This window comes from Micromonospora sp. NPDC047620, from assembly GCF_043205005.1.
In the GTDB taxonomy this organism is placed as follows: Bacteria; Actinomycetota; Actinomycetes; order Mycobacteriales; family Micromonosporaceae; genus Micromonospora.
This window is the reverse complement of sequence record NZ_JBIDDG010000004.1, coordinates 79,271-105,080: the sequence shown is the minus strand read 5'-3', so window position 1 is coordinate 105,080 and position 25,810 is coordinate 79,271. Positions and strand designations below refer to the sequence as shown.

The following is a 25,810-nucleotide window of genomic DNA, read 5'->3' as shown; positions in this document are numbered from 1 at the left end:
GTGATCTTGAGGGGGCAACTTGCCCCGGTGTGCAGTTATCCGGCCATTGGAGGAGATAGGATTCCGAGCCGACTCTAGCCGGTCGCGTGTGCTAAATCCTGGCTCGGGGGGATCCCGAACTTGCGTGCGTACTCGCGGCTGAACTGGCTCGGGCTCTCGTACCCGACATCGAAAGCGGTGGCGGTGACCGAGGCGCCGCCCGTCATCAGGAGTCGCCGTGCCTCGAGCAGGCGAACCTCCTTCTGGTATTGCAGCGGGGTCGTTGAGGTGATCGTCTTGAAGTGTTTGTGAAATGACGACGCGCTCATTCCGACTCGCCTTGCGAGATCCGGAATCGCAATCGGCGAGCGGATGTCATCGCGGATGTGGCCGATGGCGCGGGTGATGGCACTCGCGTTGCTGTCGTGGCGAATGAGACTGCGAAGCATTCCGCCAAACGGAGCGACCAGCAAGCGGTAGTGGATCTCCTTCGACGTGAGCGGGCCGAGTACCTTCGCGTCCGTAGGCGAGTCGGAGAGCGCCAAGTATCGAAGCAGTGCATCCAGCAGCGCGGGATCCGCCTGATGCGTCTGCGCCGCGCGAGCGCGTTCGCTGTCGAGCGCCGATTCTGTGACCTTGTCGTAGAGCTCCCTGATGGTGGTGATGTCTACCTCGAAGACCAGCGCCAGGTATGGAGCTTTCGTGATTCTGGAGCACACGGGCAGGTCGTGACTCACGAGGAGGCACTCTCCCGGGCCGACCGACAACGTCTGCTCTCCGATCGCGACCTGTTTCCCGCCTTGGAGGATTAGGCACAGGACGGGCTCGTACAGCGAAGCTTCCAACGAACTCGGGGAGTTCTGCCGGAAGACTTGGAGACCATCGATCGGCTGGGCGGTTTGTTGCTGGTCGTTTCCGGCCGCCGGGACGCGACGAGAAGCCTGCTCGATGAGCCGTTCCACGTGCATGCTTCAGCCTCCATCGATCTCCTCGACCGGCCACTGTATCAGTCCTGGGACCAGTCAGCCTCTCCCGACATGTGCAGGAATAGGCAAGCGACCTAGAGGAACGGGCAGGCGCTGTAGGCCCGGGGCTGGTTAGGGTCTTCACCTGTCGAGTTCCAAGGAGAAGCGATTGAAGAATCGAACACTGACCACTGATGTCGAAATCCCGTACCTCGGCTTTGGCACGTTCCTCATCCCCGACGGCGCGGTTGCCGCAGCGGTGAGTGAGGCCATTCGCGCCGGCTACCGGCACATCGACACCGCGGAGGGCTATCAGAATGAATCGGGCGTCGGGGCGGGCATCAAGCAGGCGCTCGAGTCCGAGGGGTTGACGAGGAGCGACCTCTTCGTCACCACGAAGCTCTGGCCCGGAAACCCGGCGTGGGGGCAGCCGGCGAAGACCACCGAGTCCACGGTGGCGTCGCTCGACGAGAGCCTCGAGCGGCTAGGGCTGGACTATGTGGATCTCTACTTGATCCATGCGCCGTTCGAACGCGACCAGAGGCTCGCCCAGTGGCGCGGGCTCGTCGAGTTGAAGCGACAGGGAAAAGCACGTGCGATCGGCGTGAGCAACTTCAGCATCAAGCACATCGAGGAGCTGAGGGCAGCGGGCCTGCCCATGCCGGATGCCAACCAGATCGAGCTTCATCCCTGGTCGCAGAAGCCCGAGCTAGTTCGATACCTCAACGACAACGCGGTCGCACCCATCGCCTACAGCAGCCTGGTCCCGCTCTCCACTTGGCGGACCGCCGAGGGGCACGACAGCGCAAAGACGGACCAGATGAAGGACGACGGCGAGCGAGCGGACGCCCCCTTCAAGGTCATGGCCACGAAGTACGGTGTGAGCGAGGCGCAGATCCTGCTGCGCTGGGCCGTCCAGAAGGGGTACCCGGTGCTTCCGAAGAGCACCAACCCCGACCGCATCCGAAAGAACGCCGACATCTTCGGCTTCAACCTCGACCACGAGGACATGGCTGCGATCGAGAAGATGGACCGCGGCGACGGGGTCGCCTGGGCCATGGGGGACCCCACCAAGGCTCCATGAGCCGACCCAGCAGCAGCACTCCGACCGCGCCGCAAGCGGCTGGTGCCGGCGGCGACCGCCTGTTCTGAGCGAAAGAGCATCAAAGTTATGAAACAGATCAACCTCGGGTCCCAAGGCCTTCGTGTGCCTGCGATCGGCTTGGGCTGCATGGGAATGTCGGAATTTTACGGGTCCTCTTCGGAAGCTCAGAATCTTTCCGTTCTCGACCGGGCAGCAGACATTGGATGCACGTTCTGGGACACCTCAGACATGTACGGCCCGTTCACGAATGAAATGTTGTTGGCCAAGGCGCTCAAGGGGCGCCGCGACCAAATAACCTTGGCAACCAAATTCGGCGTCTCCCGAGGCGAAGACGGCAGCTGGCAAGGTGTCAAAGGAACTGCGGATTATGTGAAGGCTTGTTGCGATGCCTCACTGAAGCGCCTCGGGACCGACTACATCGACCTCTACTATCAGCATCGCGTGGACCCCGAAACACCGATCGAGGAGACGGCCGGCGCCATGGCCGATCTCGTGGAGGCGGGGAAGGTACGCTATATCGGCCTGTGTGAGGCAGACCCGGAAACCATCGCCCGAGCCCACGAAGTTCATCCCATCAGTGCGCTCCAGACCGAGTACTCATTGTGGTCGCGGGACGTTGAGGCCGACATCCTGCCAACAATTCAAAGACTTGGCATCGGATTTGTGGCTTACAGCCCCCTTGGCCGAGGATTCCTGTCCGGGGCGATCCGCTCGCGAAGCGATCTAGAACCCGGAGACTGGAGGTTGGACAATCCGCGATTCACCGAGGAAGCAATCGCCAAGAACAGCCGATTGGCCGATCTTGTAGTTGACGTCGCGGAAGAGATGGAAGCCACGCCGGCTCAGGTCGCATTGGCATGGATTCTTTTGCGCGGTGTCACCGCGATGCCAGGGACGCGGAAAACCGAACGCCTGGAGGAAAACTGGGCATCTCAAGATATCACCTTGCGAACAGAGCACTTGGACCGTCTTGAATCCCTTATCAATCAGGGCGTAGTAGGCGATCGGTGGTAATGGGTGCATGGGGGCGAAAACGATCATTATTGCCCCCACATCCGCCAAGACGACGTCCGGCCCCCACCAAAGATGATCTTACCTAACAGGGCTTTCTCCGAGCATTAGTCCTCAAGTGCCTCCCATCGCACGACGAGCATCGGCGCCCTGGTGGGTGTGGAGGAGACGTCTGCCTGCTGCATGGTGAAACCGTACGGTCAGCGTCCGACATCGCCCGACGCGGCGGCGGGGCGCTCCCGCCGGCAACCTGGGCCAGCGCGCGGACGACGTCGACTGGCTGTCCACGGTGGACGAGCCGTTGACCCCGCGCCCGCCGCTCACCGGCGACGCCGACGCGGACGTGGTGATCGTCGGGGCCGGCTACACCGGGCTCTGGACGGCGTACTACCTCGCGGTCGCCGACCCGACGCTGCGGATCACCGTGCTGGAGGCACAGGTCGCCGGCTACGGCGCGTCGGGCCGCAACGGGGGCTGGTGCTCGGCGCTGTTCCCCACCTCGCTGCCCGCGCTGGCCCGGCGGCGCGGGCGGGACGCGGCGATCGCCATGCAGCGCGCCCTGCACGCCACCGTCGCCGAGGTCGGCCGGGTCGTCGCGGCCGAGGGCATCGACTGCGACTGGGCGTACGGCGGGACGGTGGTGCTCGCCCGCACCGGCCCCCAGCTCGACCGGGCGCGCGGCCGTCGCGGAGGCACGGGCATACGGGCTCGGGCCGGAGGACTTGGCGCTGCTCGACGCTGACGCGGCCACCGCCCGCTGCGCCGCCGAGGGGGTACGCGGCGGCACGTACACCCCGCACTGCGCGGCGGTGCACCCGGCCCGGCTGGTGCGCGGCCTGGCCCGGGCGGTGGAACGCCGAGGGGTGACGATCCACGAGGGCACGCGGGTGACCCGGATCCGGCCCGGCGCGGCGGTGACCCCGGCCGGCACGGTGCGGCAACAGTGGTGGTGCGGGCCACCGAGGGCTACACGCCCGGCCTGCACGGTGCGCGCACCGGTGGTGGTGCGGGCCGCCGAGGGCTACACGCCCGGCCTGCCGGGGCAGCGCCGCGCCGTCGCGCCGGTCTACTCGCTGATGGTCGCCACCGCGCCGCTGCCCGCCGCGACCTGGGCGCGGATCGGCCTCGCCGAGCGGGAGACCTTCTCCGACCACCGGCACGTCATCGTCTACGGCCAGCGCACCGCCGATGGCCGACTCGCCTTCGGCGGCTGGGGCGCGCCCTACCACTTCGGTTCCCGGGTCACCCCCGGCTACGACCGGGAGCCGGCGGTCTTCGCGGCACTGCGCCGTACGCTCGGCGAACTGTTCCCGGTGCTCGGCCCTGACGTGCCGGTGACCCACACCTGGGCGGCCCGCTCGGGGTGGCCCGGGACCGGGCGGCCTCGGTCGGTCTCGACCGGGCCGACGGGCTGGCCTGGGCCGGCGGGTACGTCGGCGACGGCGTGGGCACCAGCAACCTCGCCGGGCGGACCCTGGCCGACCTGATCCGGGCGAGCGGACGGACCTGACCGCCCTGCCCTGGGTGAACCACCGCTCCCCGAAGTGGGAGCCGGAGCCGCTGCGCTGGCTGGCCGTGAACGCGGGCCTGCGGCTGATGTTCTCCGCCGACGCGGCGGAGAACCGCACGGACCGCCCCGCCCGCCGCGCCACCCACCCCACCCGCCTCCGAGCCCACTAACCCCCCACCCCCACCCCACCCACGAGCCCGTTGATCATGAAGTTGTTGCCGCGACACGCCGAAGCGCGCGGCAACAACTTCATGATCAACGGGCGAGGGCGGGGTGGGGGCCCGGAGGGGCCGGGGGGCCGGGGGGGTTAGTGGGTGGGGGGGATTACGCGGAGGTGGCCGCGGCGGCCCGTCTGGGGGGCCGTGTTGAGGGTCTCGTCGTCCTCGGGTGGGCGGGGGGCCACCGGGCGGGCGGCCTCGCGGACGGCCTCGGCGAGGGCGACCAGGTCGTCGGTGGTGGGCGGCGGGGGCTCGAACTCGCCCTCGTGCCGGACGACGTCCCACCCGCGTGGCGCGGTCAGGCTGCGGGCGTGCGGCTCGCAGAGGTCGTAGGTGTGCGGCTCGGCGAAGGCGGCCAGCGGCCCCACCACGGCTGTCGACTCGTTGTAGACATAGGTCAGCGTGGCGACCGCTTGCCGGGGGCAGCCGTTACGGGAGCAGCGCCGTGGTGACCTCACGGCGGCAGGGTATCTCCATTACCGGGTCCGGCGCACTGCTTCGCGTTGCGACACGCCCGTCACGGTGATCACAATTCGGCCCGGCGCGACCCGCGCCGCGCCACACCCGCCGCGCTGCCGCAGGCCAGGTCGGTGTGGGAGCTAACCTGTCCCTCATGACGAGCCCGGAACACCGCCGCCCCGGCCCCGGCCGGCGCGCCCACCGTGACCGGCACGGGCGCGGCCTGCGCGGGCGGCTGGTGCCGGCGACGGTGCCGCTGGCGCGGACGAAGGCGGAGATCTTCGACGACCTCGTGCTGGACACCGTCGAGACCCTGGAACGGCGGTTCGCCAAGGAGTTGGCCGGGGTCGAGTTCGCGGTGGAGGACGTCCCGCCGGACCTGAACGTCTACGACTCCGACGTGCTGGAGGACGGCGAGGTGCCGCTCGCCCGGCTGCTGCCCGGCCGGCCGGGCCGGCAGGAGGTGCCCCCGCGGATCGTGCTCTACCGCCGGCCGCTGGAGTTCCGCGCCATGGACCGCGAGGATCTCGCCGATCTCGTGCACGACGTGATCATCGAGCAGGTGGCCAACCTGCTCGGGGTCGATCCGGACGAGTTGGCCTGAGCCGCCCCGCCGGATGCCGCCGCGAACGGCGACCGGTTCGACTGCGCCTGAGCCGGGCGGCCCCCACCGCCCCGGCCCGGCAGCGCTCAGGCGGCCCGCCGCTTGAGCTTGCGCCGCTCCCGCTCCGAGAGCCCACCCCAGATCCCGAACCGCTCGTCGTGCCCGAGAGCGTATTCGAGGCATTCCGTCTTGACCTCGCAGCGCGAGCAGATCCGCTTCGCCTCGCGGGTCGAGCCGCCCTTCTCGGGGAAGAACGCCTCCGGATCGGTCTGCGAGCAGAGCGCCCGCTCCTGCCACTCCGGCGCGTTTCCGAGCAGGTCGGCCACCTCAAGCTGGCCGTCCATCAAATGCCTCCTTGTCGCGCACCGGCGTCATCGCCGCTGCAACCCCCCACGCGAAAGGCGCGCGTGTCCGTCCGGTCCCGATTTGTTGCGTACCGTGCGAACAACCCCATTCAAATTACACGCGTGTAATGCGTGCGCCGTCAAGCCGAACTTGATAATGGAGTCGCCCTCCCGACAACACTCCGGACGACCACCCGGCCGCCCGGCCTCGCAACCTGCCCTATCGATTCAGACCCCGGCCGAGTAACGCCCTCTCCGGCGAGTTGCCCGAGTTTTCTCCCGTGGCGCTTCCCCGCCGGCCCGACCGGACAGGCCGTTGGAGACCCCCGAAAGACCACCCACCACATCGTTGATCTTGGTGGGGGACAAGGTTAACCCGAGTTCGCGTCGACCGCCCGTCGAGCCGGAAACGACCGACGGCATCCCGTCCACGATGTGGACGAGGCGCCGCTGCGGGCGGTGCCGGCCGGCTCGATCGGAGACCGGAGGCACGCTGGTCGGCCACGTGAAATCGGCGATCACACCGGCGGTGACGCCGACCCTGCCGGCCAGCAGCCGATCGTCCCACCAAACGGTACAGACGCCGGCGGGCAGCTCCGGGTGGACGGCACTGTGGAACGCCCCGTTCCGCACCCGGCGCTCCCGGGCCGCCGGGTGCGTACGCGGCCCGTCGTCCCGGCTGACCTCGATCTCCCGGCCGTGCGGGTTTCGTCCCGGGTAGATGATCAGGGTGCCGGTGTCGCCGCCGGGATCGAGGACGACGCCGGCGGGTTGGGGAACCCGGCGTATCCGGCTAGGGGAAGTCGGGGAACGTCGGCGGCGCTCAGCCCCGGCGGCAGAGAAAGCTGTTCGGATTCGTGATCCCGGTGGTGAATTCGAACCGGTAGGTGACGTCGGCCCACCCGTCACCGTCGTTGTCGATATGGACTCGTATCGCACGTCGTCGCCGAACTCGAAGAAGCCAACCGTGCGAAATGGATCGCCGGAGCTGAGCCGTGGAACCCCTCGACGTCGACAAGGCTCGGCCGGGCGCCCGGGAACCCGCGCCGGGCCGGCAGCGGGGAAAGGCTCGACGATCCTACGGCCGGGGGCGGCCGTACGCGGTCGTGCGCTTGCGGGCCGGGCGTCCGGCGGCCGCCGCGATCGCGATCAACTGCTCCTCGGTACGCGCCGAACCGTTGCCGGAACCGGCCATCCGGGAGATCGTCTCCTCCATCAGCGTGCCGCCGAGGTCGTTGCAGCCGCCCCGCAGCATCGCCGCAGTGCCCTCGTCGCCGAGCTTCACCCAGGAGCACTGGATGTTGTCGATCCGGCCGTGCAGCAGCAGCCGGGCCATCGCGTGCACCACCCGGTTCTCCCGCCAGGTCGGCCCGGGACGGGCGATGCCGGCCAGATAGATCGGCGCGTTGGTGTGCACGAACGGCAGCGCCACGAACTCGGTGAAGCCGCCGGTGCGGTCCTGCAACCCGGCCAGCACCCGGAAGTGCGCGAGCCACTGCGCGGGGTGGTCCACGTGGCCGTACATCATCGTGGAGCTGGACCGGATGCCCAGCTCGTGGGCCGTGCCGACCACCTCGACCCAGGCGGCGGCCGGCAGCTTGCCCTTCGTGAGCACCCAGCGCACGTCGTCGTCGAGGATCTCCGCGGCGGTGCCCGGGATGGTGTCCAGCCCGGCGTCGCGCAGCCCGGTCAGCCACTCCCGCACGGACACGCCGGCCTTCGCGGCGGCGGTGACGATCTCCATCGGCGAGAACGCGTGCACGTGCATCGCCGGCACCCGTGCCTTGATCGCCCGGACCATGTCGGCGTAGACGGTCACCGGCAGCTTCGGGTCGATGCCGCCCTGGAGGCAGACCTCGCTGGCGCCGGCCGCCCACGCCTCCTCGGCCCGGTCGGCGACCTGCTCCACCGAGAGCCGGTACGCGTCGGCGTCCCGCTCCCGCTGCGCGAAGGCACAGAACCGGCAGCCCACGTAGCAGACGTTGCTGAAGTTGATGTTGCGGTTGACCACGTACGTCACGTCGTCGCCGACCGCCGCCCGGCGGGCGTCGTCGGCGAGCCGGCACAGCTCGTCGAGCGCCGGCCCGTCGGCGGCGAACAGCGCCAGCGCGGCGTCGGCGTGCCGCGGGTCGAGCAGCGCCGCCGGGTCGTCGGCGGCCAGCCGCAGCCCGGCCCGCAGGTCGCGGTCGGTCCCGCCCCCGCCCCCGCCGGTGACCTTGCCGGCCACCTCCGACCAGTCGCCGTAGACGTGGTCGAAGTCGCCGCGCCGGTCGCCGGTGCGCCCGGTGGTGTCGATGGTGGCGTGCAGGTCGGTCCGGCCGCCGTACGTCTCGTCGGGCTCCTGCCAGGGGCGGCCCACCGGCCGCGCCTCCTCGACGGCCAGCCCGGTCGCCGGGTCGGCCAGCGCGCCGACGTGCGGCAGCAGGCGCGGGTCGAGCCACGGGTCGCCGGCCCGCACGTACTCGGGGTAGATCGTCAGCCGCTCGCGCAGGGTGAACCCGGACTTCTCCGTCTGCCGGGCCAGCTCGTCCAGGTGGGGCCACGGGCGCTCGGGGTTGACGTGGTCCGGGGTCAGCGGGGAGACCCCGCCCCAGTCGTCGATGCCGGCGCGCAGCAGCAGGTCGTACTCGCCCTCGATGAGGTTCGGCGGGGCCTGGATGCGGGCCTTCGGCCCGAGCAGCACCCGGGCCACCGCCACCGTGGCGGCCAGGTCGTGCAGCTCCGCGTCGGGCATCCCGCGCATCGCCGTGTCCGGCTTGGCGCGGAAGTTCTGCACGATCACCTCCTGGAGGTGGCCGTACTCCCGGTGGGCGCGGCGGATGGCGAAGATCGCGTCGACCCGCTCGGCGGGGGTCTCGCCGATGCCGATCAGGATGCCGGTGGTGAACGGCACCCCGACCCGGCCCGCGTCGTCGAGCACCCGGAGCCGGACCGCCGGCTCCTTGTCCGGCGAGCCGAAGTGCGGGCCGCCCGGCTCCGACCAGAGCCGCGTCGCCGTGGTCTCCAGCATCATCCCCATGCTGGGCGCGACGGGCTTCAGCCGCTGCAACTCCGACCAGGACAGCACGCCCGGGTTCAGGTGCGGCAGCAGCCCGGTCTCCTCCAGCACCGCCACCGCGCAGGCGCGCAAATAGTCCAGGGTGGAGTCGTAGCCGCGCTCGTCCAGCCACTGCCGGGCCGCCGGCCAGCGCTCCTCCGGCCGGTCGCCGAGCGTGAACAGGGCCTCCTTGCAGCCCTGGGCCGCGCCCGCCCGCGCGATGGCGAGCACCTCGTCGCGGTCGAGGAACGCCGCCGGCAGCCGGTGCGGCACGGTGGCGAACGTGCAGTAGTGGCAGCGGTCCCGGCACAGCCGGGTGAGGGGGATGAAGACCTTCTTCGAGTACGTCACCACGCCCGGCCGCCCGGCCTCGCGCAGCCCGGCGTCGCGGACGGCGCCGGCGACGTCGAGCAGCTCGTCCAGCGCGTCGCCCCGGGCGCTCAGCAGCGCGGTGGCCTCGTCGACGTCGAGCGCCCGCCCGGTCGCCGCCCGGCGCAGCGCCCGCCGCACGCTCGCGTCACTCGGGCCGGGCTCGGTGCGATCAACCATCCGCCCAGCCTAAGCGCTCGCCGGCCGCACCCCGCCCGCCCGGCCCGCACGGTGAAGAAGGGCACGCACCCCTCGCCCCACCGCCGGACCGGCCGCCCGGCGGGACGCCGGACACGACCGCCCGGCCGGACGCCGGACACGACCGCCCGGCCGGACGCCGGGGGCCCGATGCCGGGGGCCGGGGAAACGCGAGCGCCCCGCACGTGGTCGCGCGGGGCGCTCGGATGCGGTGCTGCCGCCCGGTCAGCGCGGGGCGTCGGGGGTGTCGCCCGGGTTGATGCGCTGGGTGCGGTCCGGCTCCCCGTCCACGGGGCGCGGAATCGACTGGGTGGGCTCGACGGACTGGCGCGGGATCGCCTGGGTCGGTTCGGCCGAGGGCGGCGGCCCGAACGGCGGGGCGGCTGGCGACGACCCGAACGGGGGCGCCGACTGCGGCGCGGTGGCGGCCGGCGGGCCCGGCTGCGGCGCCGGGTTGAACGGCGGGGTCGCCTGCGGGCCGCCGAACGGCGCCGGCTGCTGGCCGTACGGGGCGCCGTACGGGCCGGGGGCCGGCCACGCGCCCGGCTGACCGGGGATCGACTGGCCAGGCTGACCCGGCTGACCGGGGACCGGCTGGCCCGGGGCCGGGTAGCCGGCCTGCTGCTGCGGCCAACCGGGCTGCGGCTGGCCGTACACGCCGGGCTGGGGCTTCGGCTTCGGGACGTAGTACAGGGTGCGCCAGATCTTGAAGACGACGAACGCGGCGAGCGCGAGGAGCCCCAGCCAGGCCACCCGGGAGAGCAGGCCGAGGAAGGCGTCGAGGACCTGGCCCTGGGACAGCAGGTCGAGCGTCCAGACCAGGAAGGTCAGCACGCCGAACAGCGCGCTGAACGCGTACTCACCGAGGGCAACCTGGGTGATCAGTTTCGCCTTCGGCGCCGGGGGACGCACGTGCGTGGCGAGCAGCACGGCCAGCAGCGGCAGGGCCACCGCCTCGATGCCGACGAAGGCGGGGAAGGCGTTGCCCGCCCGGCCCGCGAAGGGTACGTACTCGGCCGGCGTCAGCAACCGGATCAGGCCGACGAAGAGGAACACGGCGTTCGCGCCGAGGAGCACGAACGCGGCGAGTTCACGCAGCGGCTTGGTCAGTTGGCTGGCCTGCGTCGCGTCGGTGGACGCGGGCTCGGCGGGGCTGGTCACGGGATCCCCCTTGGGGCGAAAGCGGACAGTTGCCGACGTGAGCCTAGTCTCCCGGGCCAGCGGCGGATCCCGGGCGGCTCGTGCGCGAGGATGTTCGGCATGCGCATCGTGGTTCTGACGGGCGGCATCGGGGGTGCCCGCTTCCTGCTCGGCGTCCGGGCGTACGCCCGCGAGGTCGGCGCCGAGGTGACCGCCGTGGTCAACGTCGGCGACGACCTGTTCCTGCACGGGCTCAAGGTCTGCCCCGACCTGGACAGCGTCATGTATACGCTGGGTGGCGGCGCCGACCCCGAGCGGGGCTGGGGCCGCGTCGACGAGAGCTGGACGGTCAAGCAGGAGCTGGCCGCGTACGGCGCCGAGCCGACCTGGTTCGGGCTCGGCGACCGGGACGTCGCCACCCACCTGGTGCGCACGACCATGCTCAACGCCGGCTACCCGCTGCACGCGGTCACCGAGGCGCTCGCCACCCGCTGGCAGCCCGGCGTACGCCTGCTGCCGGCGACCGACGACCGCCTGGAGACGCACGTGGTGGTGAGCGGGCCGGCGGTCGCGGGCGAATCCGGCGCGGACGGGCCCGACGGCGGCCAACGGGCGATCCACTTCCAGGAGTGGTGGGTGCGCCACCGCGGGAACGTCCCCACCCACCGGTTCGTCTTCGTCGGCGCGGAGACGGCGAAGCCGGCGCCCGGCGTCGTGGCGGCGATCGCCGGGGCCGACGTGGTGCTGGTCGCGCCGAGCAACCCCGTGGTGAGCATCGCCCCGATCCTGGCCGTGCCCGGGCTGCGCGAGGCGGTCGCCGACGGCCCCGCCCCGGTGGTCGGCGTCTCGCCGATCATCGGCGGCGCGCCGGTGCGCGGCATGGCGGACCGCTGCCTGGAGGTGCTCGGGGTCGAGTGCAGCGCGGCCGGGGTGGGCCGCCTCTACGGCGGCCGGGCGGCCGGCGGGCTGCTCGACGGCTGGCTGGTCGCCGAGGAGGACGCCGGCGTCGTGGTGCCGGAGGTGACGGTGCGCGCGGTGCCGCTGCTGATGACCGACGAGACGGCGACGGCGGCCATGGTCCGCGCCGCGCTGGAGCTGACATGAGGCTGGAGATCCTGCCGGTGCCGGGCATCGGTCACGTGTCCGAGGGCGACGACCTGGCCGCCCTGATCGCGAACGCCGCGCCGTGGCTGCGCGACGGCGACGTGCTGGTGGTGACCAGCAAGATCGTCTCGAAGTCGGAGGGGCGACTGGTGGACGTCCCGGCGGACGGGCCGGAGCGGCTCGCCGCGCGGGACGAGGTGCTGGCCGCCGAGACGGCGCGGGTGGTGGCGACCCGGGGCGCGACCCGGATCGTGCAGACCCACCACGGCTTCGTGATGGCCTCGGCCGGGATCGACGCCTCGAACGTCGACAAGACCCGGCTGGTGCTGCTCCCGGCGGACCCGGACGCCTCGGCCCGGGCGCTGCGCGCCGCCCTGCGCGACCGCTACCACGTCGACGTCGCGGTGATCATCACCGACACGATGGGCCGGCCCTGGCGCAACGGGCTCACCGACGTGGCGCTCGGCGTCGCCGGCATGGACGCGATCCGCGACCACCGGGGCGAGGTCGACCCGTACGGCAACGAACTCCAGCTCACCCAGATGGCGGTCGTGGACGAGCTGGCCGGCGCGGGCGAGCTGATCAAGGGCAAGTGCGACCAGGTGCCGGTCGCCGTGGTGCGCGGCTACCTCACCGCGCCCCGGCCGGACGACGGCGCCGGGGCGGCGACGCTGGTCCGGGACGCCGCGATGGACCTGTTCTCGCTGGGCACCGCCGAGGCGAGGGCGGCCGGGCTGGCCGCCGCCGCCACCCTGCCGGACGCCCCCAACCCGACCCCGCCCGACCGGGACGCGGTGCGGCGGGCGATCGCCGCGGTCGCCGGCGTGGTCGCGCCCGGCACGGAGTTCACCCTGGTCACCGACGAGGCCGTACGCACCGAAATGGTCACCGCCGTGCCCGGCTGGCCGGCGGAGGCGGCGGCGCTGGTGCTCGGCTCCCCGGCCGCCCCGGCCGGCCCGGCCGAGCTGGTCCGCTTCGGCGCCGACCTGCACCGCCTGCGCGCCGCCCTGGCGGCGGAGGGCGTCGCCTCGCTCCCGCTCCCCCCGCCCGCCGGCACCCCCGCCGCCGCCTGCCTGGCCCTCTGACGGGCCTCCCGCCCCCGGTTCCCCGCCGCGCCCGCGCGGCGGGTGCGAGGTGGACGGCGCGGGGCACGGGAGCGGGCTGGGCGCTCAGGAGTTGAGCATCGCCCGCCCCAGCGGGGTGAGGGTGTGCAGGACGCTGTTGCGGTCGCGGTGGCTGACCAGCAGGCCGGCGTTGCGCAGCACGGCGGTGTGCTGGCTGGCGGCGGCCGGTGAGATGTTCAGCCGGCGGGCCACCTCCCCGGTGGTGCAGCCGTCGTCGCTGACCGCCAGCACGGCGGCCCGGGTGCGGCCGAGCAGCGCGGCCAGCGCCTCCCGTCCGGTGTCCGGCGTGCCCGGGCCGGCGCCCTCGGCGGGCGCCGGCAGCAGCCCGCCCAGCCGGTCCACCCGGTAGACCAGGACCGGGGGCAGCGCCGGGTCGAGCAGGGCCACCGGGGTGGGCGCGCAGAAGAACGAGGGCACCAGCAGCAGGCCGCGCCCGTCCAGGTGCAGCTCGCGACTGTGCGGGTAGCCGCGGACCTGGAGCACCCCGGACTCCCAGTGCATGGCGGGCCGCAGGCTGGCCAGCAGCCCCTCCACCCCGCCGTCGAGCAGCGCCCGGGCCCGCCGGGACCGGTCGGCCTCCACGGCCGCCTGGATCCGGGTCCAGTACGGGTCGATCGCCAGGTCGCGGTACTGCGCCATCGCGCCGGTCAGGTCGCGCAGCGTGTCCGGCTCGCCCCGGGCCACCGCGGCAGCGCCGGCCGGCAGGGTGTGGCCGGTGGCGAGCAGCGACAGGTCGCGTTGCAGCAGCGACACGGGAGTGCTCCGGACCGCCTCCATGCCGGCCTCGAACCCGGACACGCTCTGGTAGGGGGTGAGAAAGTCGGGGAAGTAGCCGCGGGGCGGATTGAGCGACAGGAGGAGCCTCAGGCCGGGGGACCCGATGCCCTGGCGCAGTGCCCGGGTCACGCTGCGCCGCCAGCCCGCCAGCAGCGGGTCCCGGCCGCGACCCGGCAGCAGGTGCAGACTGAGGACCAGTTCCCACACCGGGTCCGCCGCCGGAGCCACCCGGGTCCGGAGGATGTCCTCGGCGGAGAAATAGATCTTCAGCATGGAGTGCTCCCGTGCCGCCCGGCCGGGGGGATGCCGGGTGACCGTTGCAGCCTACCTGGGCGGCACTTATCTCCGTCTTTAAGCCTGAGCTGAAAAACCTCGACGTCCATGGTGGGGGTTGGGCATGCTTCCACTGCCCACACGGGGACGATCGCGTCGGCGACGCGATCGCGGACCGGGGCGCCCTGGGGGACGGGGAGGACCCGGGGGCCGGGCGGCACCACGAGGGTCTGCGGGCCTGCTCCGCAGAGGTGCCGTCCGGCCGCCGGCCCGCCGTGGCTCCCCCGCGTCGGCCGGCGCCCGCCCGTTCACCCCACCCAGAGCGCCACGCGGTGGTCCTCGTCGGTGACGTAGAAGCTGCGCCCGTCCAGCTCGGCCACCCCCTCCACATGGTGGAACGGCGCCAGGTCGACCACCAGCTCACCGGGGACCAGATGCCCGTCGCTGGGCGGCGGGAACCGGACGTGCCGGGAGGTGACGTCACCGCCGGTCGGGTGCTCGTCGAGCAGCACCGAGCCCTTGCCGAGCGCGTCGATGGACCCGACGACCGCCGCGTAGCCGCCGTCGTCGGTGGGGGCGATCGCCCGGAAGCCGGCGAGCGCGCCGGGCGGGGTCACCCCCGTCAACACGTACGCGCCCGTCGCCTCCGGCCAGGTCGGCACGGGATCGAACATGCCCGGCACGCCGGTCAGCTCGACCAGGATCGGCTCGCCGTCGGCCGTGACCGGGAAGCGGAGTCCGATCAGGACGCCGCCGGCCGGCGTGAAGGCGGCAGCCTCGACGTTCAGCGGCAGGTCGTCGGGGACGAGTCGGCTGACCCAGCCCTTCGACCGGGCGGTGCCGCGCGCGACGGTCTCCCCGATGAACCGGGCCCGCACCCGCGCGGCCGGCGGCAGCGGGGTGAACGGCGCCTTGAGCAGCGCGTCGTTGACCGCCCGGTGCAGCCGGAACCGGTTGCGCACCACCTGCACCGGCAGCACGCCACCCGCCGCGTCGTCCTCCCGGAACCGGGCCACGAAGGCGCGTCTGGGGCGCAGCGGGCCGCCCTTCGAGCCGAAGTGCGAGCCGAAGACGTAGACCCAGCCGTCGTGGTGGGCCAGGGCCTCGCCGTCCTCCGTCCGGCCGTTCTCGGCCCCGGCGTCGGCGGTCACGTGCCGGGCGACCCACTCGCCGTCGTCGCGCTCCAGCAGCAGGGCCAGGCAGTGCTCCACCGGCCCCTCGTCGAGCACCGTCCAGAAGCCGCGCCGGGCGCCGTGCGCGCGCAGCAACGCCACGGAACGCACCGGCAGCAGGTCGCTGGCCTCGTTGCCGGCCACGACGAATTCCAGCAGTCGCAGGGTCACCCGGCCAGGGTACGAAGCGCCGGCTCGTACAGTGTCGGCATGCCCGAATCCCCCACCGCCGCCGCCGGCCCCCGGACGTCGCCGCCCACGGACGCCGAGGTGTACGCGACGCTGCACGCCGACGCCGTCGCCACGCTGGAGCGCTGGGAGCCGGCCGGCCCGGCCGCCGCCGAGGCCCGGGACTGCACCGTGCGGCTACTGGCCGCCGGGCCGGTGGCGATGAGCCGGGCACACCGGGCCGGGCACGTCACGGCGAGCGCGCTGGTGCTCGACGCCACCGGCTCGCGGGTGCTGCTCTGCCTGCACGGCAAGTTCCGGAAGTGGGTGCAGCTCGGCGGGCACTGCGAGCCGGCCGACCGGACCCTCGCCGGCGCCGCCCTGCGCGAGGCCGGCGAGGAGTCCGGGATCGCGGGCCTGCGGATCGACCCGGTCCCGATCGACGTGGACATCCATCCGGTGAACTGCCAGGGCGGCTCCCTGCACTACGACGTCCGGTTCGCCGTCCTCGCCCCGCCCGCCGCGACGGAACGGGTCAGCGACGAGTCCGAGGCGCTGGCCTGGTTTCCGCCGGACCACCTGCCGGAGCCGCTGGCCGGGGGGACGGCGAAGCTGGTCGCCCCGGCCCTGGCGACGCTCAGACGAGCCCCTCTTCGCCCCGCTCCTTGAGCTCGTCGACGATCTTCTTGACGTCCTGCGCCCGGTCGCGCGGGCAGACCAGCAGCGCGTCCGGGGTGTCGACGACGATCAGGTCGTGCACTCCGACGGTGGCCACCAGCCGCCCGGAGTGCGGCACCACCACCAGCCCGGAGCTGTCCCGCAGCAGCACCCCCGGCTTGGCGTCGCCGCCGAGCACCACGTTGCCGTCCGGGTCGGCCGGCAGCACCTCGCCCAGCGTGTGGAAGTCGCCGACGTCGTTCCAGCCGAAGTCGCCCGGCACCGTGGCCACCCGCCCGGCGGTCGCCGCGCCCTCCATCACCGCGTAGTCGACGGAGATCTTCGGCAGCGTCGGCCAGACCGTGCCGAGCACGTCGTCCTGCCCCTCGGTGCCCCACGCCTCGGCGATCGCGACGATCCCGGCGTGCAGGGCGGGCTGCTGGCGGGCCAGCTCGGCGAGGAACACGTCGACCCGCCAGACGAACATGCTGGCGTTCCAGAGGTGCCGCCCGGAGCGCAGGTACGCCTCCGCCACCTCGGCGCTCGGCTTCTCCTTGAACTCGGCGACCGGGCGCAGCGGGCCGTCGTCGACCGGGTCGCCGGTCTGGAGGTAGCCGTAGCCGGTCTCGGCCCGCGTCGGGGTGATGCCCACCGTCATCAGCAGGCCCTGCTCGGCGCCGCGTACCGCCTCCCGGACGACCTCCCGCCACCGCTCCGGGTCGCCGATCAGGTGGTCGGCCGCGAAGGAGCCCATCACCGCTTTCGGCTCGCGCTGCGCGATGACGGCGGCGGCCAGGGCGATCGCCGCGCAGGAGTCCCGGGGCGACGGCTCGACCAGGATGTTCTCCTCCGGCAGCCCGGCCAGCTGGCGCGCCACCGCCGCGACGTGCGCGGTCCCGGTGACCACCAGGGTGCGTTCGGCGGTGGTCAGCGGGCCCAGCCGCTCGACCGTGGCCTGGAGCAGCGAGGCGGCGGAACCGGTCAGCGGGTGGAGGAACTTGGGGTGGCCGGCACGGGACAGCGGCCACAACCTCGTGCCGCTGCCACCCGCCGGGATGACGGCGTAGAGCATCAGCACATCATGCCCGAACCGGGCCCGCCCGGACGCCGGGTTGCCACCCCGCCGCTCCGGGGTCAGGCGCGCGCCCGGCTCCAGGCCGCGATGTGCACCTCGGCGCTGGACTCCCAGGTGAACTCCTTGGCCCGGTCGAAACCGGCTTTGGCCAGGGACAACCGCCGCTGCTCGTCGTCGAGCAACGCGGCCAGGTCGGCGGCGATCTGGTCGGGGGCCTCGCTGGTGTACGCCACCGCGTCGCCGCCCACCTCGGGCAGCGACAGCCGGGGTGTGGTGAGCACCGGCGCGGCGCAGGCCATCGCCTCCAGGATCGGCAGGCCGAAACCCTCCCCGTAGGACGGGTAGGCGGCCACCAGCGCCCCGCCGAGGAAGCCGGGCAGGTCCGCGTAGCGGAGGTAGCCCGGGCGCAGCAGCCGCAGGTGCGACGGCACCTCCGCCACCGCGCGGTCGATGTCGTCGTCGTGCCCCTGACCGCCGGCGACCACCAGGGCCGGCGGGTCCTCCCGGTCGGCCACCGCCCGGGCCCAGCCGCGGATCAGGTTGGGCACGTTCTTGCGCGGCTCCTTGGCCCCGAGGAAGGCGACGTAGCTGCTGCCGCCGAGCCCCAGCCGGGCGCGGACCCGGGCCTTCTCCTCCTCGCTGGGCGCGTGGAAGGCGGCGTGGTCGACCCCGTGGTAGGCGACGTCGATCCGGGTCGGGTCGGCGTCGAGCAGCCGGATCAGCTCGTCGCGGGTGGCCTTGCTCGGCACGATCACCCGGTCGGCGCGGCGCAGCGAGGTCTTGATGGCGCTGCGGAAGAACGTGCGCCGGGACTTGTCGTAGTGCTCCGGCTCGGTGAAGAACGTCGCGTCGTGCACGGTCACCGTGACCGGGCAGCCGGCGCGCAGCGGGCAGGTGTAGAAGGGCGAGTGCAGCACCTGCGCGCCCACCTGCTGGGCGAGCAGCGGCAGGCCGGTCTGCTCCCAGGCGAGCCGGGCGGGGCGGTGCGCGACGGCGGCCGGGGCGGGGATGATCTCCGCGCCGGGCAGCATCCGGGTGTAGCGCTCAAGGTCGGTGCGGAGGCTGACCACGGCCAGCTCCACCCCCGACCCGCACACCTTGCCGAGGGCGCCGAGCAGGCCGTCGACGTATCGACCGACACCGCCACGGTCGGCGGGGACACTCGTGGCGTCGATGAGCACGCGGGGCGGGCGACCGGCGGTCACGGGGCGACTCCTTGCACTGGCGGATCTGTGGGGAACAACACTCCGGGCAAGCCTACGCCGGAGCCCGGGGCGGACGCTGACCGCGACCCGACGGTACGCCGACTTGTCGTTGTCTTCGAGTACGGCCGGCGGGGGCGTATCGTTCGCGCCGATGGCCGACAACATTGCCCGGGTATTCGCCGACGCGATCGCGCCCGACCCGACCCGACCGCTGCTGACCTGGTACGACGACGCCACCGGCGAGCGGACCGAGCTTTCCGGCGCGACGCTGGCGAACTGGGTGGCCAAGACGGCCAACCTGCTCGTGGACGAGGTGGCCGTGGGCCCCGGCGACACGGCCGGGGTGCTGCTCCCGCCGCACTGGCAGACCGCGGCGGTGCTGCTCGGATGCTGGTCGGCCGGGCTGCGGGTGGCCGACACGCCGGGCGACGTGGAGGTGCTCTTCGCCGCCGTCGCGCGGCTCGCCGAGGCGGACGCCTGGTCGGCCGGCGAGCGGTACGTCCTCGCCCTCGCCCCGTTCGCCCTGCCGATGCGGCAGGTGCCGGCCGGCTTCGCCGACTACGTCTCGGAGGTGCGCGCGCACGGGGACCACTTCACCCCGTACGCCGCCGGCGGCGAGGAGCTGGTGGAGCGCGCGCGGCGGCGCGCGGGCGAGCTGGGCATCGCCCGCGACGACCGCGTCCTGGTCGACACGGGGGTGTATCCCGACCCGGTCGACTGGCTGCTCGCCCCGCTGGCGGCCGGCGCCAGCGCGGTCCTCTGCGCCAACCTCGACCCGTCCCGCGCCGAGCCCCGCGCCGCGACGGAGAAGGTCACCCGCGCCCTGACCTGACCCACCCGTGCCCTCCACCCCACCGCCCCCACCCCCACCGCGCCGATCTTGCAGTTGCTGCCCTCGATGTGGGCTATTCACCCCAAGGGTCGGGGCAGAAAGTGCAAGATCGACGCGCGAGGAGAGCAAGGGCGGGGCGGGTCAGGCGGAGGTGGACTCCGGGTGGGTGGCGCGGCGCTGGGCGAGGGTGGCGAAGGCCGACAGGGACTCCGGGTTGGCCAGGGCGCCCTTGGCTGCCGCCGAGTCGACCGGGGTGCCGGTGAGGATCTTCTTCACCGGGACCTCCAGCTTCTTCGCCGAGAGGGTGCGCGGCACGGCGCGGACCTGGTGGATCTCGTCCGGGACGTGCCGCGGCGACAGGGCGGTACGCAGCTCCCGGCAGATCTTCTTCCGCAGCGCGTCGTCCAGCTCCAGTCCCTCGGCGAGCACCACGAACAGCAGCAGCTCGCCGGCGCCGCCCTCGTCGTCCTCCAGGTGCACCACCACCGAGTCGACGACCTCGTCCAGCCCCTCGACGACCGAGTAGAACTCGGCGGTGCCCAGCCGCACGCCGCCCCGGTTGAGGGTGGCGTCGGAACGGCCCGTGATCACGCAGCCGCCCCGGTCGTTGATCGTGATCCAGTCGCCGTGCCGCCAGACGCCCGGGTAGAGGTCGAAGTACGCCTCCCGGTAGCGGGCGCCGTCCGGGTCGTTCCAGAAGCCCACCGGCATGCTCGGCATCGGCTCGGTGATCACCAGCTCGCCCAGCTCGCCGATCACCGGGGTGCCGTCGGCCGAGCGGGCCTCCACCTTGGCGCCCAGCGCCCGGCAGGTGATCTCCCCGGCGTGCACCGCCAGCAGCGGCACCCCGCCCACGAAGCCGGTGCAGACGTCCGTGCCGCCGGAGAGCGACTGGAGCTGGAGGTCGTCGCCGACCGTCTCGTACACCCAGGTGAAGCCCTCGGCGGGCAGCGGCGCGCCGGTCGAGCCGACCCCGCGCAGCGCGGTCAGGTCGGCGATCTCCCTCGGCACCAGCCCCGCCTTGCGGCAGGCCAGCAGGAACGGCGCGGACGTGCCGAAGTACGTGGTGCCGGTCTCCTCCGCCAGCCGCCACAGCGCGCCCAGGTCGGGGTGGCCCGGGTTGCCGTCGAACAGCACGATCGCCGCGCCCACCGCCGGCCCGGAGACCAGGAAGTTCCACATCATCCAGCCGGTGGTGGTGAACCAGAAGAAGCGGTCCGCCGGGCCCAGGTCGTGGTGCAGGGCCAGCATCTTCAGGTGCTCCAGCAGGATGCCGCCGTGGCCGTGCACGATCGGCTTGGGCAGGCCGGTCGTGCCGGAGGAGTAGAGCACGTAGAGCGGGTGGTCGAAGGCGACCGGGGCGAAGGTCAGCGGCTCGTCGGTCTCGGCGGCCAGGTCGGACCAGGCGAGCGCGCCCTCGGGCGGCGGGCCGGCCGGGTCGAGGTAGGCGATGCCGACGGTGTGCGCCAGCGACGGCAGGGCGGCCCGGATCGCGGCCACCTCGCCGCGCCGGTCCACCGGTTTCTCGCCGTACCGGTAGCCGTCCACGGCGACGAGGACCTTCGGCTCGATCTGCTGCCAGCGGTCGGTGACGCTGCGGGTGCCGAACTCGGGCGCGCAGGAGGAGAAGATCGCGCCCAGGCTGCTGGTGGCCAGCAGCAGCACGTACGTCTCGGGGATGTTCGGCGCGTACGCGGCCACCCGGTCGCCGGCGGCGACGCCGAGCCGGCGCAGCCCGGCGGCCACCCGGCGGACCTGCTCGCGCAGCCCGGCGGCGGTGAGGGTGACCGGCTCCCGGGTCTGGCCGTGCGCGATCACCACCGGGTCGTCGTCGGCCCGGCCGGGCATCCGCAGCACGTTCTCCGCGTAGTTGAGGGTGGCGCCCGGGAACCAGCGGGCGCCGGGCATCCCCCGGTCCGTCAGCGTGGCGGTCGGCGGGGTGTGGGAGACCACCTCGAAGTGGTCCCAGACCGACCGCCAGAACGCCTCCAGGTCGGTGACCGACCAGCGCCACAGCTCGTCGTAGTCGGCGAAGTCCACGCCCCGGTGCTCACGCAGCCAGCGCAGGTAGTTTCCGATCCGGGACCGCTCGCGTACGTCCGCCGGCGGCGTCCACAGCACGTCACCCACTGCTCCACCCTCCCCCTGGCCCCGCACGACACTGTGAAATGGGCCGTGGCGCCATCTTGCCCTACCTCGAAGCGCCATTCTCCGCACCCGGCCCCTGTCGGCGCACGTGCGGAACCCACATGCCCCACCACCACCCTGTGTGGGACAGGTGTAAGGAAGGGCACCTTCCTAACGTCTGCGGTAGAGGAAGGGACCCTTCCTAACGGCTCAGCCGGCGCGGTGGGCCTGGATGGCGCGGCGGCGGGCGAGGCGGTGGGCCCGGCGGATCTCCGCCTCCCGGAACCGCCGCTCGTCCTCCAGGGTCTCCGGCAGCACCGGCCGGACCGCCCGTGGCGCGCCGCCCACGTCGACGCCCACGAAGACGAGGTACGCGGTGGCCACCCGGACCGGCTCGTCCTCGGCCGAGTCCCACCGCTCGGCCACCACCCGGACGCCCACCTCCATCGAGGTCTGCCCGGTCCAGTTCACCTGGGCGTGCGCGTGCACCAGGTCGCCGACCCGGACCGCCTCGGCGAAGACGATCTCGTCGATGGCCGCGGTGACCGCCGTGCCGCCGCTGTGCCGGGCGGCCGCCGCCCCCGCCACGTCGTCGATGAACTTCATCAGCACCCCGCCGTGCACGGTGCCGTAGAGGTTGACGTCGACGGCGGTCATGATCCGGCTCAGGGTGACCCGGGAGTACGAGGTCGGCTTACCGGCCGGCGCGGTGGAGGGGTGCTCGGTCATGTCGGAAACGGTACGGTGCGCGGATGCGACATCTCTGGAGCTTCCTCGCCGGGTTGGTGGTGGCACCCGTCACGTGGGTGCTGGTCACGCTCGGGCAGGACGGGTCGGCGGGCACCGTCGACCGTTGGGTCGAGATCGGCACGTCCAACTCGGCCAATCTCATCGAGCCTGCCGTCTACCTCGCCGTCGGCGGGATCCTGCTCGGCCTGCTCGCCACGCTGCGCATCTCACCGCTCGGCCCGCTGGTGGCCGGGCTGCTGCTCGCCGCCCCGTACGTGGGGATGTTCGCCGCGCCCTTCGAGGTGCGGGACCGCATCCCGGAGGGCTGGAAGGTCTTCGGTGACCCCCTGCCGCTGCACGTGCCGGTGGAGAACGGCACGCTCTTCCTGATCGGGCTGCTGCTGATCATGGCGACGTTCAGCGGGCAGCGCTGGCGCCGGTGGCCGCGCCCGGCCGCCGAGGTGGCGCCGGAGCCCGCGACCGGCCCGGAACGGGACGACTTCACCCTGACCGACTGGCCCCCGGCCGGCTCGACCGACCGGGACACCGCCCCGCTGACCCTGGGCTACCCGGACGACTCGACGCCGACCGAGCCGCTGCCCCGCCGCACCGGCGGCGAGTCGCCGTGGTCGGCGCCGCCGCGCACCGGCAACCGGCCGGAGGACACGACCGAGATCCGGTGACAGATCGGGCGGGCCGGGAGACCGGCCCGCCCGACGACCGGTCAGCCCTTGAGGAGCTGGCGGGCCATCACGATGCGCTGTACCTGGTTGGTGCCCTCGTAGATCTGGGTGATCTTGGCGTCGCGCATCATCCGCTCGACCGGGTAGTCCCGGGTGTAGCCGTAGCCGCCGAGCAGCTGCACCGCGTCGGTGGTGATCTCCATGGCCGCGTCCGAGGCGAAGCACTTGGCCGCCGCGCCGAAGTAGGTCAGGTCGGCGTCGCCGCGCTCCGACTTGCCGGCGGCGGCGTACGTCAACTGCCGGGCCGCCTCCAGCTTCATGCCCATGTCGGCGAGCATGAACTGGACGCCCTGGAACTCGGCGACCGCCTTGCCGAACTGCTTGCGCTCCTGCACGTACCCCTTGGCGTAGTCGAGCGCGCCCTGGGCGATGCCGAGGGCCTGCGCGGCGATGGTGACCCGGGTGTGGTCCAGGGTCCTCATCGCGGTGGCGAAGCCGGTGCCCTCGGCACCGATCATGCGGTCCGCCGGGATCCGGACGTTGTCCAGGTAGACCTCGCGGGTCGGCGAGCCCTTGATGCCGAGCTTCTTCTCCGGGGCGCCGAAGCTGACCCCGGCGTCGGACTTCTCCACCACGAACGCGGAGATGCCCCGGGACCGGGCCGTCGGGTCGGTCACCGCGAAGACCGTGTAGAACTCCGAGACCCCGGCGTTGGTGATCCAGCGCTTGACGCCGTCGAGCACCCAGTGATCGCCGTCACGCACGGCGCGGGTGGTCATCGAGGCCGCGTCGCTGCCCGCCTCCGGCTCGGAGAGGCAGTACGAGAACATCGCGTCACCCGACGCGACGCGGCTCAGGTAGCGGCGCTTGAGCTCCTCCGAGCCCGCCAGCAGCAGCGGCATGGTGCCCAGCTTGTTGACCGCGGGGATCAGCGAGGACGACGCGCAGGCCCGCGCCACCTCCTCGATCACGATGGCCGTGGCCAGGGCGTCCGCGCCCGCGCCGCCGTACTCGACGGGGATGTGCGGGGCGTGGAAGTCCGCGGCGCGCAGCGCGTCGTAGGACGCCTTCGGGAACTCACCGGTCTCGTCCGCCTCGGCCGCGTGCGGGGCCACCTTGGCCGCACAGACCTCACGGACCGCCTCCCGGATCGCCTCGTGTTCCTCCGGCAACCGGTAGACGTCGAACGACTGCTCTGCGGCCATGTCGGCCCCTCCCCTTCACCGCTATCATGCGCAGTCTGTAACGTCTCCTGACCGTCGACGGCGCAGACTGAAGGATAGCGACCAACCTCAGGCGATGTTACCGCCGCGTAGGCTATGGCATGACGAGCGTCGACGCCGCCCGGCAATGATGGAAGTGACAGGCATAGAGTCCCTCCGGTGCCCGCCCAGGCGCCGCAGCAGAACGCGACGCGACGACGCGACGCCAGCGCGAGCGGAGAAGACAGGCGTGACGATCCCGTACCCGAACACCCAGCCGATGCCCGCCATCGCCGCGGTGACGCCCCCCTCGGGCGCGCAGCGGCCACGGGTGACCTTCCTGGGCACCGGCTACCTCGGTGCGACGTACGCCATCTGCTACGCCGAGCTGGGCTACGAGGTGCTCGGCTTCGACGTCGACGCCGACAAGATCGCCATGCTGAACGCCGGCGAGGTGCCGATCCACGAGCCCGGCCTGGACGAGCTGCTCAAGCGCAACCTGGCGGCCGGGCGGCTGCGGTTCAGCACGGACATCGCCGAGGTCGCCGAATTCGGCGACGTGCACTTCATCTGCGTCGGCACGCCGCAGATCGCCGACGGCATGGGCGCCGACCTGTCGTACGTCGAGGCGTCGGTCACCAGCCTGGCCCAGCACCTGACCCGCAAGTCGCTGATCGTCGGCAAGTCCACCGTGCCGGTCGGCACCGCCGAGTGGGTCGAGCAGCTCGTGAGCAAGCACACCCCCGCCGACCTCGGCGTCGAGGTGGCGTGGAGCCCCGAGTTCCTCCAGGAGGGCTTCGCCGTCGACGACGTGCTGCGGCCCAACCGGATCGTGGTCGGCGTCAAGAGCGAGTGGGCCAACGGCATGCTCTACGCCGCCCACAAGGGCGTCTTCGACCTGGCCGCCACGGAGGACCGCGAGGTGCCCCTGGTGGTCACCGACTTCGCGACCGCCGAGCTGGTCAAGGTCGCCGCGAACGCCTTCCTCGCCACCAAGATCTCCTTCATCAACGCGATGGCCGAGGTCTGCGAGGCCGCCGGCGGCGACGTCACCCACCTCGCCCGGGCCATCGGCTTCGACCCCCGCATCGGCAACCGCTTCCTCCAGGCCGGGCTCGGCTTCGGCGGCGCCTGCCTGCCCAAGGACATCCGGGCCTTCCAGGCCCGCGCCCAGGAGCTCGGCGCCGGGGAGGCGCTGCGCTTCCTGCACGAGGTCGACCTGATCAACATGCGCCGCCGGACCCGGGTCGTTCAGCTCGCCGCCGAGCTGCTCGGCCGTCGGTCCGGGCCGGCCGGGCCGGACCTGTCCGGCACCCGGATCGCCGTGCTCGGCGCGACCTTCAAGCCCAACACCGACGACGTACGCGACGCCCCGGCGCTCGCCGTCGCGTCGCTGCTGCGCAAGGCCGGCGCCGACGTGCACGTCTACGACCCGCAGGGCATGGAGCGGGCCCGCGCGGTGGCCCCCGAGCTGGTCTACGAGCCCGGCATCAACGAGGCCGTGACCGGTGCCGACCTCGTCTGCGTGCTCACCGAGTGGGCCGACTTCCGCAACGCCGACCCCGTCGCCCTCGGCGAGCTGGCCGCGGGCCGCCGGGTGGTCGACGGGCGTAACTGCCTGGACTCGGCACTGTGGACGCAGGCCGGCTGGGAGTACCGCGGCATGGGCCGCCCCTGACCATCGACCGCTGAGACGGCCGGCCGTGGAGCACGCTCCGCGACCGGCCGTTCGCCGTCCGCGTG

24 protein-coding genes are annotated in these 25,810 nt (G+C 72.7%); 12 read left to right on the top strand and 12 right to left on the bottom strand.

Features of this window, described 5'->3' with window-relative positions; all coding sequences use genetic code 11:
- Positions 1 to 74: 74 nt before the first annotated feature.
- Complete coding sequence (locus ACGF5C_RS06085; protein ID WP_393297152.1) at positions 75 to 947, bottom strand: AraC family transcriptional regulator N-terminal domain-containing protein; 873 nt, start codon at positions 945 to 947, stop codon at positions 75 to 77.
- Between the two features lie 166 nt (positions 948 to 1,113).
- Here ACGF5C_RS06085 and ACGF5C_RS06080 point away from each other — a divergent pair, with 166 nt between their 5' ends.
- From ACGF5C_RS06080 to ACGF5C_RS06060, 5 genes are all read left to right on the top strand, one after another.
- Positions 1,114 to 2,028 (top strand): aldo/keto reductase, encoded by a 915-nt coding sequence (locus ACGF5C_RS06080; protein ID WP_393297150.1) that lies wholly within the window; start codon positions 1,114 to 1,116, stop codon positions 2,026 to 2,028.
- A gap of 87 nt (positions 2,029 to 2,115) precedes the next feature.
- Positions 2,116 to 3,063, top strand: a complete 948-nt coding sequence (locus ACGF5C_RS06075) for an aldo/keto reductase (RefSeq protein ID WP_393297148.1) — start codon at positions 2,116 to 2,118, stop codon at positions 3,061 to 3,063.
- 286 nt (positions 3,064 to 3,349) lie between these two features.
- A complete protein-coding gene (locus ACGF5C_RS06070; RefSeq protein WP_393297146.1) occupies positions 3,350 to 3,802 on the top strand; it encodes an NAD(P)/FAD-dependent oxidoreductase in 453 nt (150 codons plus the stop codon).
- Complete coding sequence (locus ACGF5C_RS06065; protein WP_393297144.1) at positions 3,783 to 4,547, top strand: NAD(P)/FAD-dependent oxidoreductase; 765 nt, start codon at positions 3,783 to 3,785, stop codon at positions 4,545 to 4,547. The genes ACGF5C_RS06070 and ACGF5C_RS06065 overlap by 20 nt, the downstream gene beginning before the upstream one ends.
- A 37-nt stretch (positions 4,548 to 4,584) precedes the next feature.
- Positions 4,585 to 4,740 (top strand): hypothetical protein, encoded by a 156-nt coding sequence (locus ACGF5C_RS06060; RefSeq protein ID WP_393297142.1) that lies wholly within the window; start codon positions 4,585 to 4,587, stop codon positions 4,738 to 4,740.
- A gap of 137 nt (positions 4,741 to 4,877) precedes the next feature.
- Here the strand turns inward: ACGF5C_RS06060 and ACGF5C_RS06055 are convergent, their stop codons facing one another.
- Positions 4,878 to 5,246 carry a DUF3499 domain-containing protein gene (locus ACGF5C_RS06055; protein WP_393297141.1) on the bottom strand — a complete coding sequence of 123 codons (369 nt, stop codon included), beginning with the start codon at positions 5,244 to 5,246 and terminating at the stop codon, positions 4,878 to 4,880.
- Positions 5,247 to 5,401: 155 nt separating this feature from the next.
- Between ACGF5C_RS06055 and ACGF5C_RS06050 the strand changes: the two genes are divergently transcribed.
- Entirely contained in the window at positions 5,402 to 5,851 is a 450-nt protein-coding gene (locus ACGF5C_RS06050; RefSeq protein WP_089001916.1) for a metallopeptidase family protein, read from the top strand.
- A gap of 86 nt (positions 5,852 to 5,937) precedes the next feature.
- Here ACGF5C_RS06050 and ACGF5C_RS06045 read toward each other — a convergent pair whose 3' ends face one another.
- The 3 genes from ACGF5C_RS06045 to ACGF5C_RS06035 form a co-directional block, all read right to left on the bottom strand.
- Positions 5,938 to 6,195 (bottom strand): WhiB family transcriptional regulator, encoded by a 258-nt coding sequence (locus ACGF5C_RS06045; protein WP_007455784.1) that lies wholly within the window; start codon positions 6,193 to 6,195, stop codon positions 5,938 to 5,940.
- A 1,078-nt stretch (positions 6,196 to 7,273) separates the two neighbouring features.
- Positions 7,274 to 9,781 carry a bifunctional FO biosynthesis protein CofGH gene (locus ACGF5C_RS06040; protein ID WP_393297139.1) on the bottom strand — a complete coding sequence of 836 codons (2,508 nt, stop codon included), beginning with the start codon at positions 9,779 to 9,781 and terminating at the stop codon, positions 7,274 to 7,276.
- Positions 9,782 to 10,024: 243 nt separating this feature from the next.
- Positions 10,025 to 10,960 carry a hypothetical protein gene (locus ACGF5C_RS06035; RefSeq protein WP_393297137.1) on the bottom strand — a complete coding sequence of 312 codons (936 nt, stop codon included), beginning with the start codon at positions 10,958 to 10,960 and terminating at the stop codon, positions 10,025 to 10,027.
- Between the two features lie 99 nt (positions 10,961 to 11,059).
- Between ACGF5C_RS06035 and cofD the strand changes: the two genes are divergently transcribed.
- Entirely contained in the window at positions 11,060 to 12,043 is a 984-nt protein-coding gene (gene cofD / locus ACGF5C_RS06030; protein ID WP_393297135.1) for a 2-phospho-L-lactate transferase, read from the top strand.
- Positions 12,040 to 13,128 carry a coenzyme F420-0:L-glutamate ligase gene (locus tag ACGF5C_RS06025; RefSeq protein ID WP_393297133.1) on the top strand — a complete coding sequence of 363 codons (1,089 nt, stop codon included), beginning with the start codon at positions 12,040 to 12,042 and terminating at the stop codon, positions 13,126 to 13,128. The genes cofD and ACGF5C_RS06025 overlap by 4 nt, the downstream gene beginning before the upstream one ends.
- 84 nt (positions 13,129 to 13,212) lie before the next feature.
- Here the strand turns inward: ACGF5C_RS06025 and ACGF5C_RS06020 are convergent, their stop codons facing one another.
- Both ACGF5C_RS06020 and ACGF5C_RS06015 read right to left on the bottom strand, forming a co-directional pair.
- Complete coding sequence (locus tag ACGF5C_RS06020; RefSeq protein ID WP_393297132.1) at positions 13,213 to 14,217, bottom strand: ArsR/SmtB family transcription factor; 1,005 nt, start codon at positions 14,215 to 14,217, stop codon at positions 13,213 to 13,215.
- A gap of 308 nt (positions 14,218 to 14,525) precedes the next feature.
- Entirely contained in the window at positions 14,526 to 15,560 is a 1,035-nt protein-coding gene (locus tag ACGF5C_RS06015; RefSeq protein ID WP_393297130.1) for a hypothetical protein, read from the bottom strand.
- A 39-nt stretch (positions 15,561 to 15,599) separates the two neighbouring features.
- Between ACGF5C_RS06015 and ACGF5C_RS06010 the strand changes: the two genes are divergently transcribed.
- Positions 15,600 to 16,226, top strand: a complete 627-nt coding sequence (locus ACGF5C_RS06010; protein WP_393297128.1) for an NUDIX hydrolase — start codon at positions 15,600 to 15,602, stop codon at positions 16,224 to 16,226.
- Here the strand turns inward: ACGF5C_RS06010 and ACGF5C_RS06005 are convergent.
- Together ACGF5C_RS06005 and ACGF5C_RS06000 are read right to left on the bottom strand one after the other, a co-directional pair.
- Positions 16,195 to 17,286, bottom strand: coding sequence for a mannose-1-phosphate guanylyltransferase (locus tag ACGF5C_RS06005; protein WP_393297126.1), 1,092 nt, complete (start codon positions 17,284 to 17,286; stop codon positions 16,195 to 16,197). The genes ACGF5C_RS06010 and ACGF5C_RS06005 overlap by 32 nt on opposite strands.
- Before the next feature lie 62 nt (positions 17,287 to 17,348).
- Entirely contained in the window at positions 17,349 to 18,494 is a 1,146-nt protein-coding gene (locus ACGF5C_RS06000) for a glycosyltransferase family 1 protein (protein ID WP_357462467.1), read from the bottom strand.
- 151 nt (positions 18,495 to 18,645) lie between these two features.
- Here ACGF5C_RS06000 and ACGF5C_RS05995 point away from each other — a divergent pair, with 151 nt between their 5' ends.
- On the top strand, positions 18,646 to 19,326 hold the full coding sequence (locus ACGF5C_RS05995; protein ID WP_393297124.1) for a TIGR03089 family protein: 681 nt from the start codon (positions 18,646 to 18,648) through the stop codon (positions 19,324 to 19,326).
- A 141-nt stretch (positions 19,327 to 19,467) separates the two neighbouring features.
- Here the strand turns inward: ACGF5C_RS05995 and ACGF5C_RS05990 are convergent, their stop codons facing one another.
- Together ACGF5C_RS05990 and ACGF5C_RS05985 are read right to left on the bottom strand one after the other, a co-directional pair.
- Positions 19,468 to 21,456 (bottom strand): acetoacetate--CoA ligase, encoded by a 1,989-nt coding sequence (locus ACGF5C_RS05990; protein WP_393297122.1) that lies wholly within the window; start codon positions 21,454 to 21,456, stop codon positions 19,468 to 19,470.
- Between the two features lie 207 nt (positions 21,457 to 21,663).
- The gene (locus ACGF5C_RS05985; protein WP_357692349.1) at positions 21,664 to 22,182 is read right to left on the bottom strand and encodes an acyl-CoA thioesterase; all 519 of its coding nucleotides are present in this window, start codon (positions 22,180 to 22,182) and stop codon (positions 21,664 to 21,666) included.
- A gap of 23 nt (positions 22,183 to 22,205) precedes the next feature.
- Here ACGF5C_RS05985 and ACGF5C_RS05980 point away from each other — a divergent pair, with 23 nt between their 5' ends.
- Entirely contained in the window at positions 22,206 to 22,865 is a 660-nt protein-coding gene (locus ACGF5C_RS05980) for a hypothetical protein (protein WP_393297120.1), read from the top strand.
- A gap of 41 nt (positions 22,866 to 22,906) precedes the next feature.
- Here ACGF5C_RS05980 and ACGF5C_RS05975 read toward each other — a convergent pair whose 3' ends face one another.
- Positions 22,907 to 24,070 (bottom strand): acyl-CoA dehydrogenase family protein, encoded by a 1,164-nt coding sequence (locus ACGF5C_RS05975; protein ID WP_393297118.1) that lies wholly within the window; start codon positions 24,068 to 24,070, stop codon positions 22,907 to 22,909.
- Between the two features lie 247 nt (positions 24,071 to 24,317).
- On the opposite strand from ACGF5C_RS05975, the gene ACGF5C_RS05970 reads away from it, so the two are divergent.
- Positions 24,318 to 25,745, top strand: coding sequence for a UDP-glucose dehydrogenase family protein (locus ACGF5C_RS05970; RefSeq protein WP_393297116.1), 1,428 nt, complete (start codon positions 24,318 to 24,320; stop codon positions 25,743 to 25,745).
- Positions 25,746 to 25,810: the final 65 nt, after the last annotated feature.

Bases quoted from the DNA above. Each gene is read 5' to 3' on its own strand.
- ACGF5C_RS06005 (WP_393297126.1), bottom strand. From the start codon at position 17,286: ATGCTCTACGCCGTCATCCCGGCGGGTGGCAGCGGCACGAGGTTGTGG.
- ACGF5C_RS06045 (WP_007455784.1), bottom strand. From the start codon at position 6,195: ATGGACGGCCAGCTTGAGGTGGCCGACCTGCTCGGAAACGCGCCGGAG.
- ACGF5C_RS06025 (WP_393297133.1), top strand. From the start codon at position 12,040: ATGAGGCTGGAGATCCTGCCGGTGCCGGGCATCGGTCACGTGTCCGAG.
- ACGF5C_RS05995 (WP_393297124.1), top strand. From the start codon at position 18,646: ATGGCCGACAACATTGCCCGGGTATTCGCCGACGCGATCGCGCCCGAC.
- ACGF5C_RS06085 (WP_393297152.1), bottom strand. From the start codon at position 947: ATGCACGTGGAACGGCTCATCGAGCAGGCTTCTCGTCGCGTCCCGGCG.
- ACGF5C_RS06040 (WP_393297139.1), bottom strand. From the start codon at position 9,781: ATGGTTGATCGCACCGAGCCCGGCCCGAGTGACGCGAGCGTGCGGCGG.
- ACGF5C_RS06075 (WP_393297148.1), top strand. From the start codon at position 2,116: ATGAAACAGATCAACCTCGGGTCCCAAGGCCTTCGTGTGCCTGCGATC.
- ACGF5C_RS05980 (WP_393297120.1), top strand. From the start codon at position 22,206: ATGCGACATCTCTGGAGCTTCCTCGCCGGGTTGGTGGTGGCACCCGTC.
- ACGF5C_RS05985 (WP_357692349.1), bottom strand. From the start codon at position 22,182: ATGACCGAGCACCCCTCCACCGCGCCGGCCGGTAAGCCGACCTCGTAC.
- ACGF5C_RS05975 (WP_393297118.1), bottom strand. From the start codon at position 24,070: ATGGCCGCAGAGCAGTCGTTCGACGTCTACCGGTTGCCGGAGGAACAC.
- cofD (WP_393297135.1), top strand. From the start codon at position 11,060: ATGCGCATCGTGGTTCTGACGGGCGGCATCGGGGGTGCCCGCTTCCTG.
- ACGF5C_RS06050 (WP_089001916.1), top strand. From the start codon at position 5,402: ATGACGAGCCCGGAACACCGCCGCCCCGGCCCCGGCCGGCGCGCCCAC.
- ACGF5C_RS06010 (WP_393297128.1), top strand. From the start codon at position 15,600: ATGCCCGAATCCCCCACCGCCGCCGCCGGCCCCCGGACGTCGCCGCCC.
- ACGF5C_RS06020 (WP_393297132.1), bottom strand. From the start codon at position 14,217: ATGCTGAAGATCTATTTCTCCGCCGAGGACATCCTCCGGACCCGGGTG.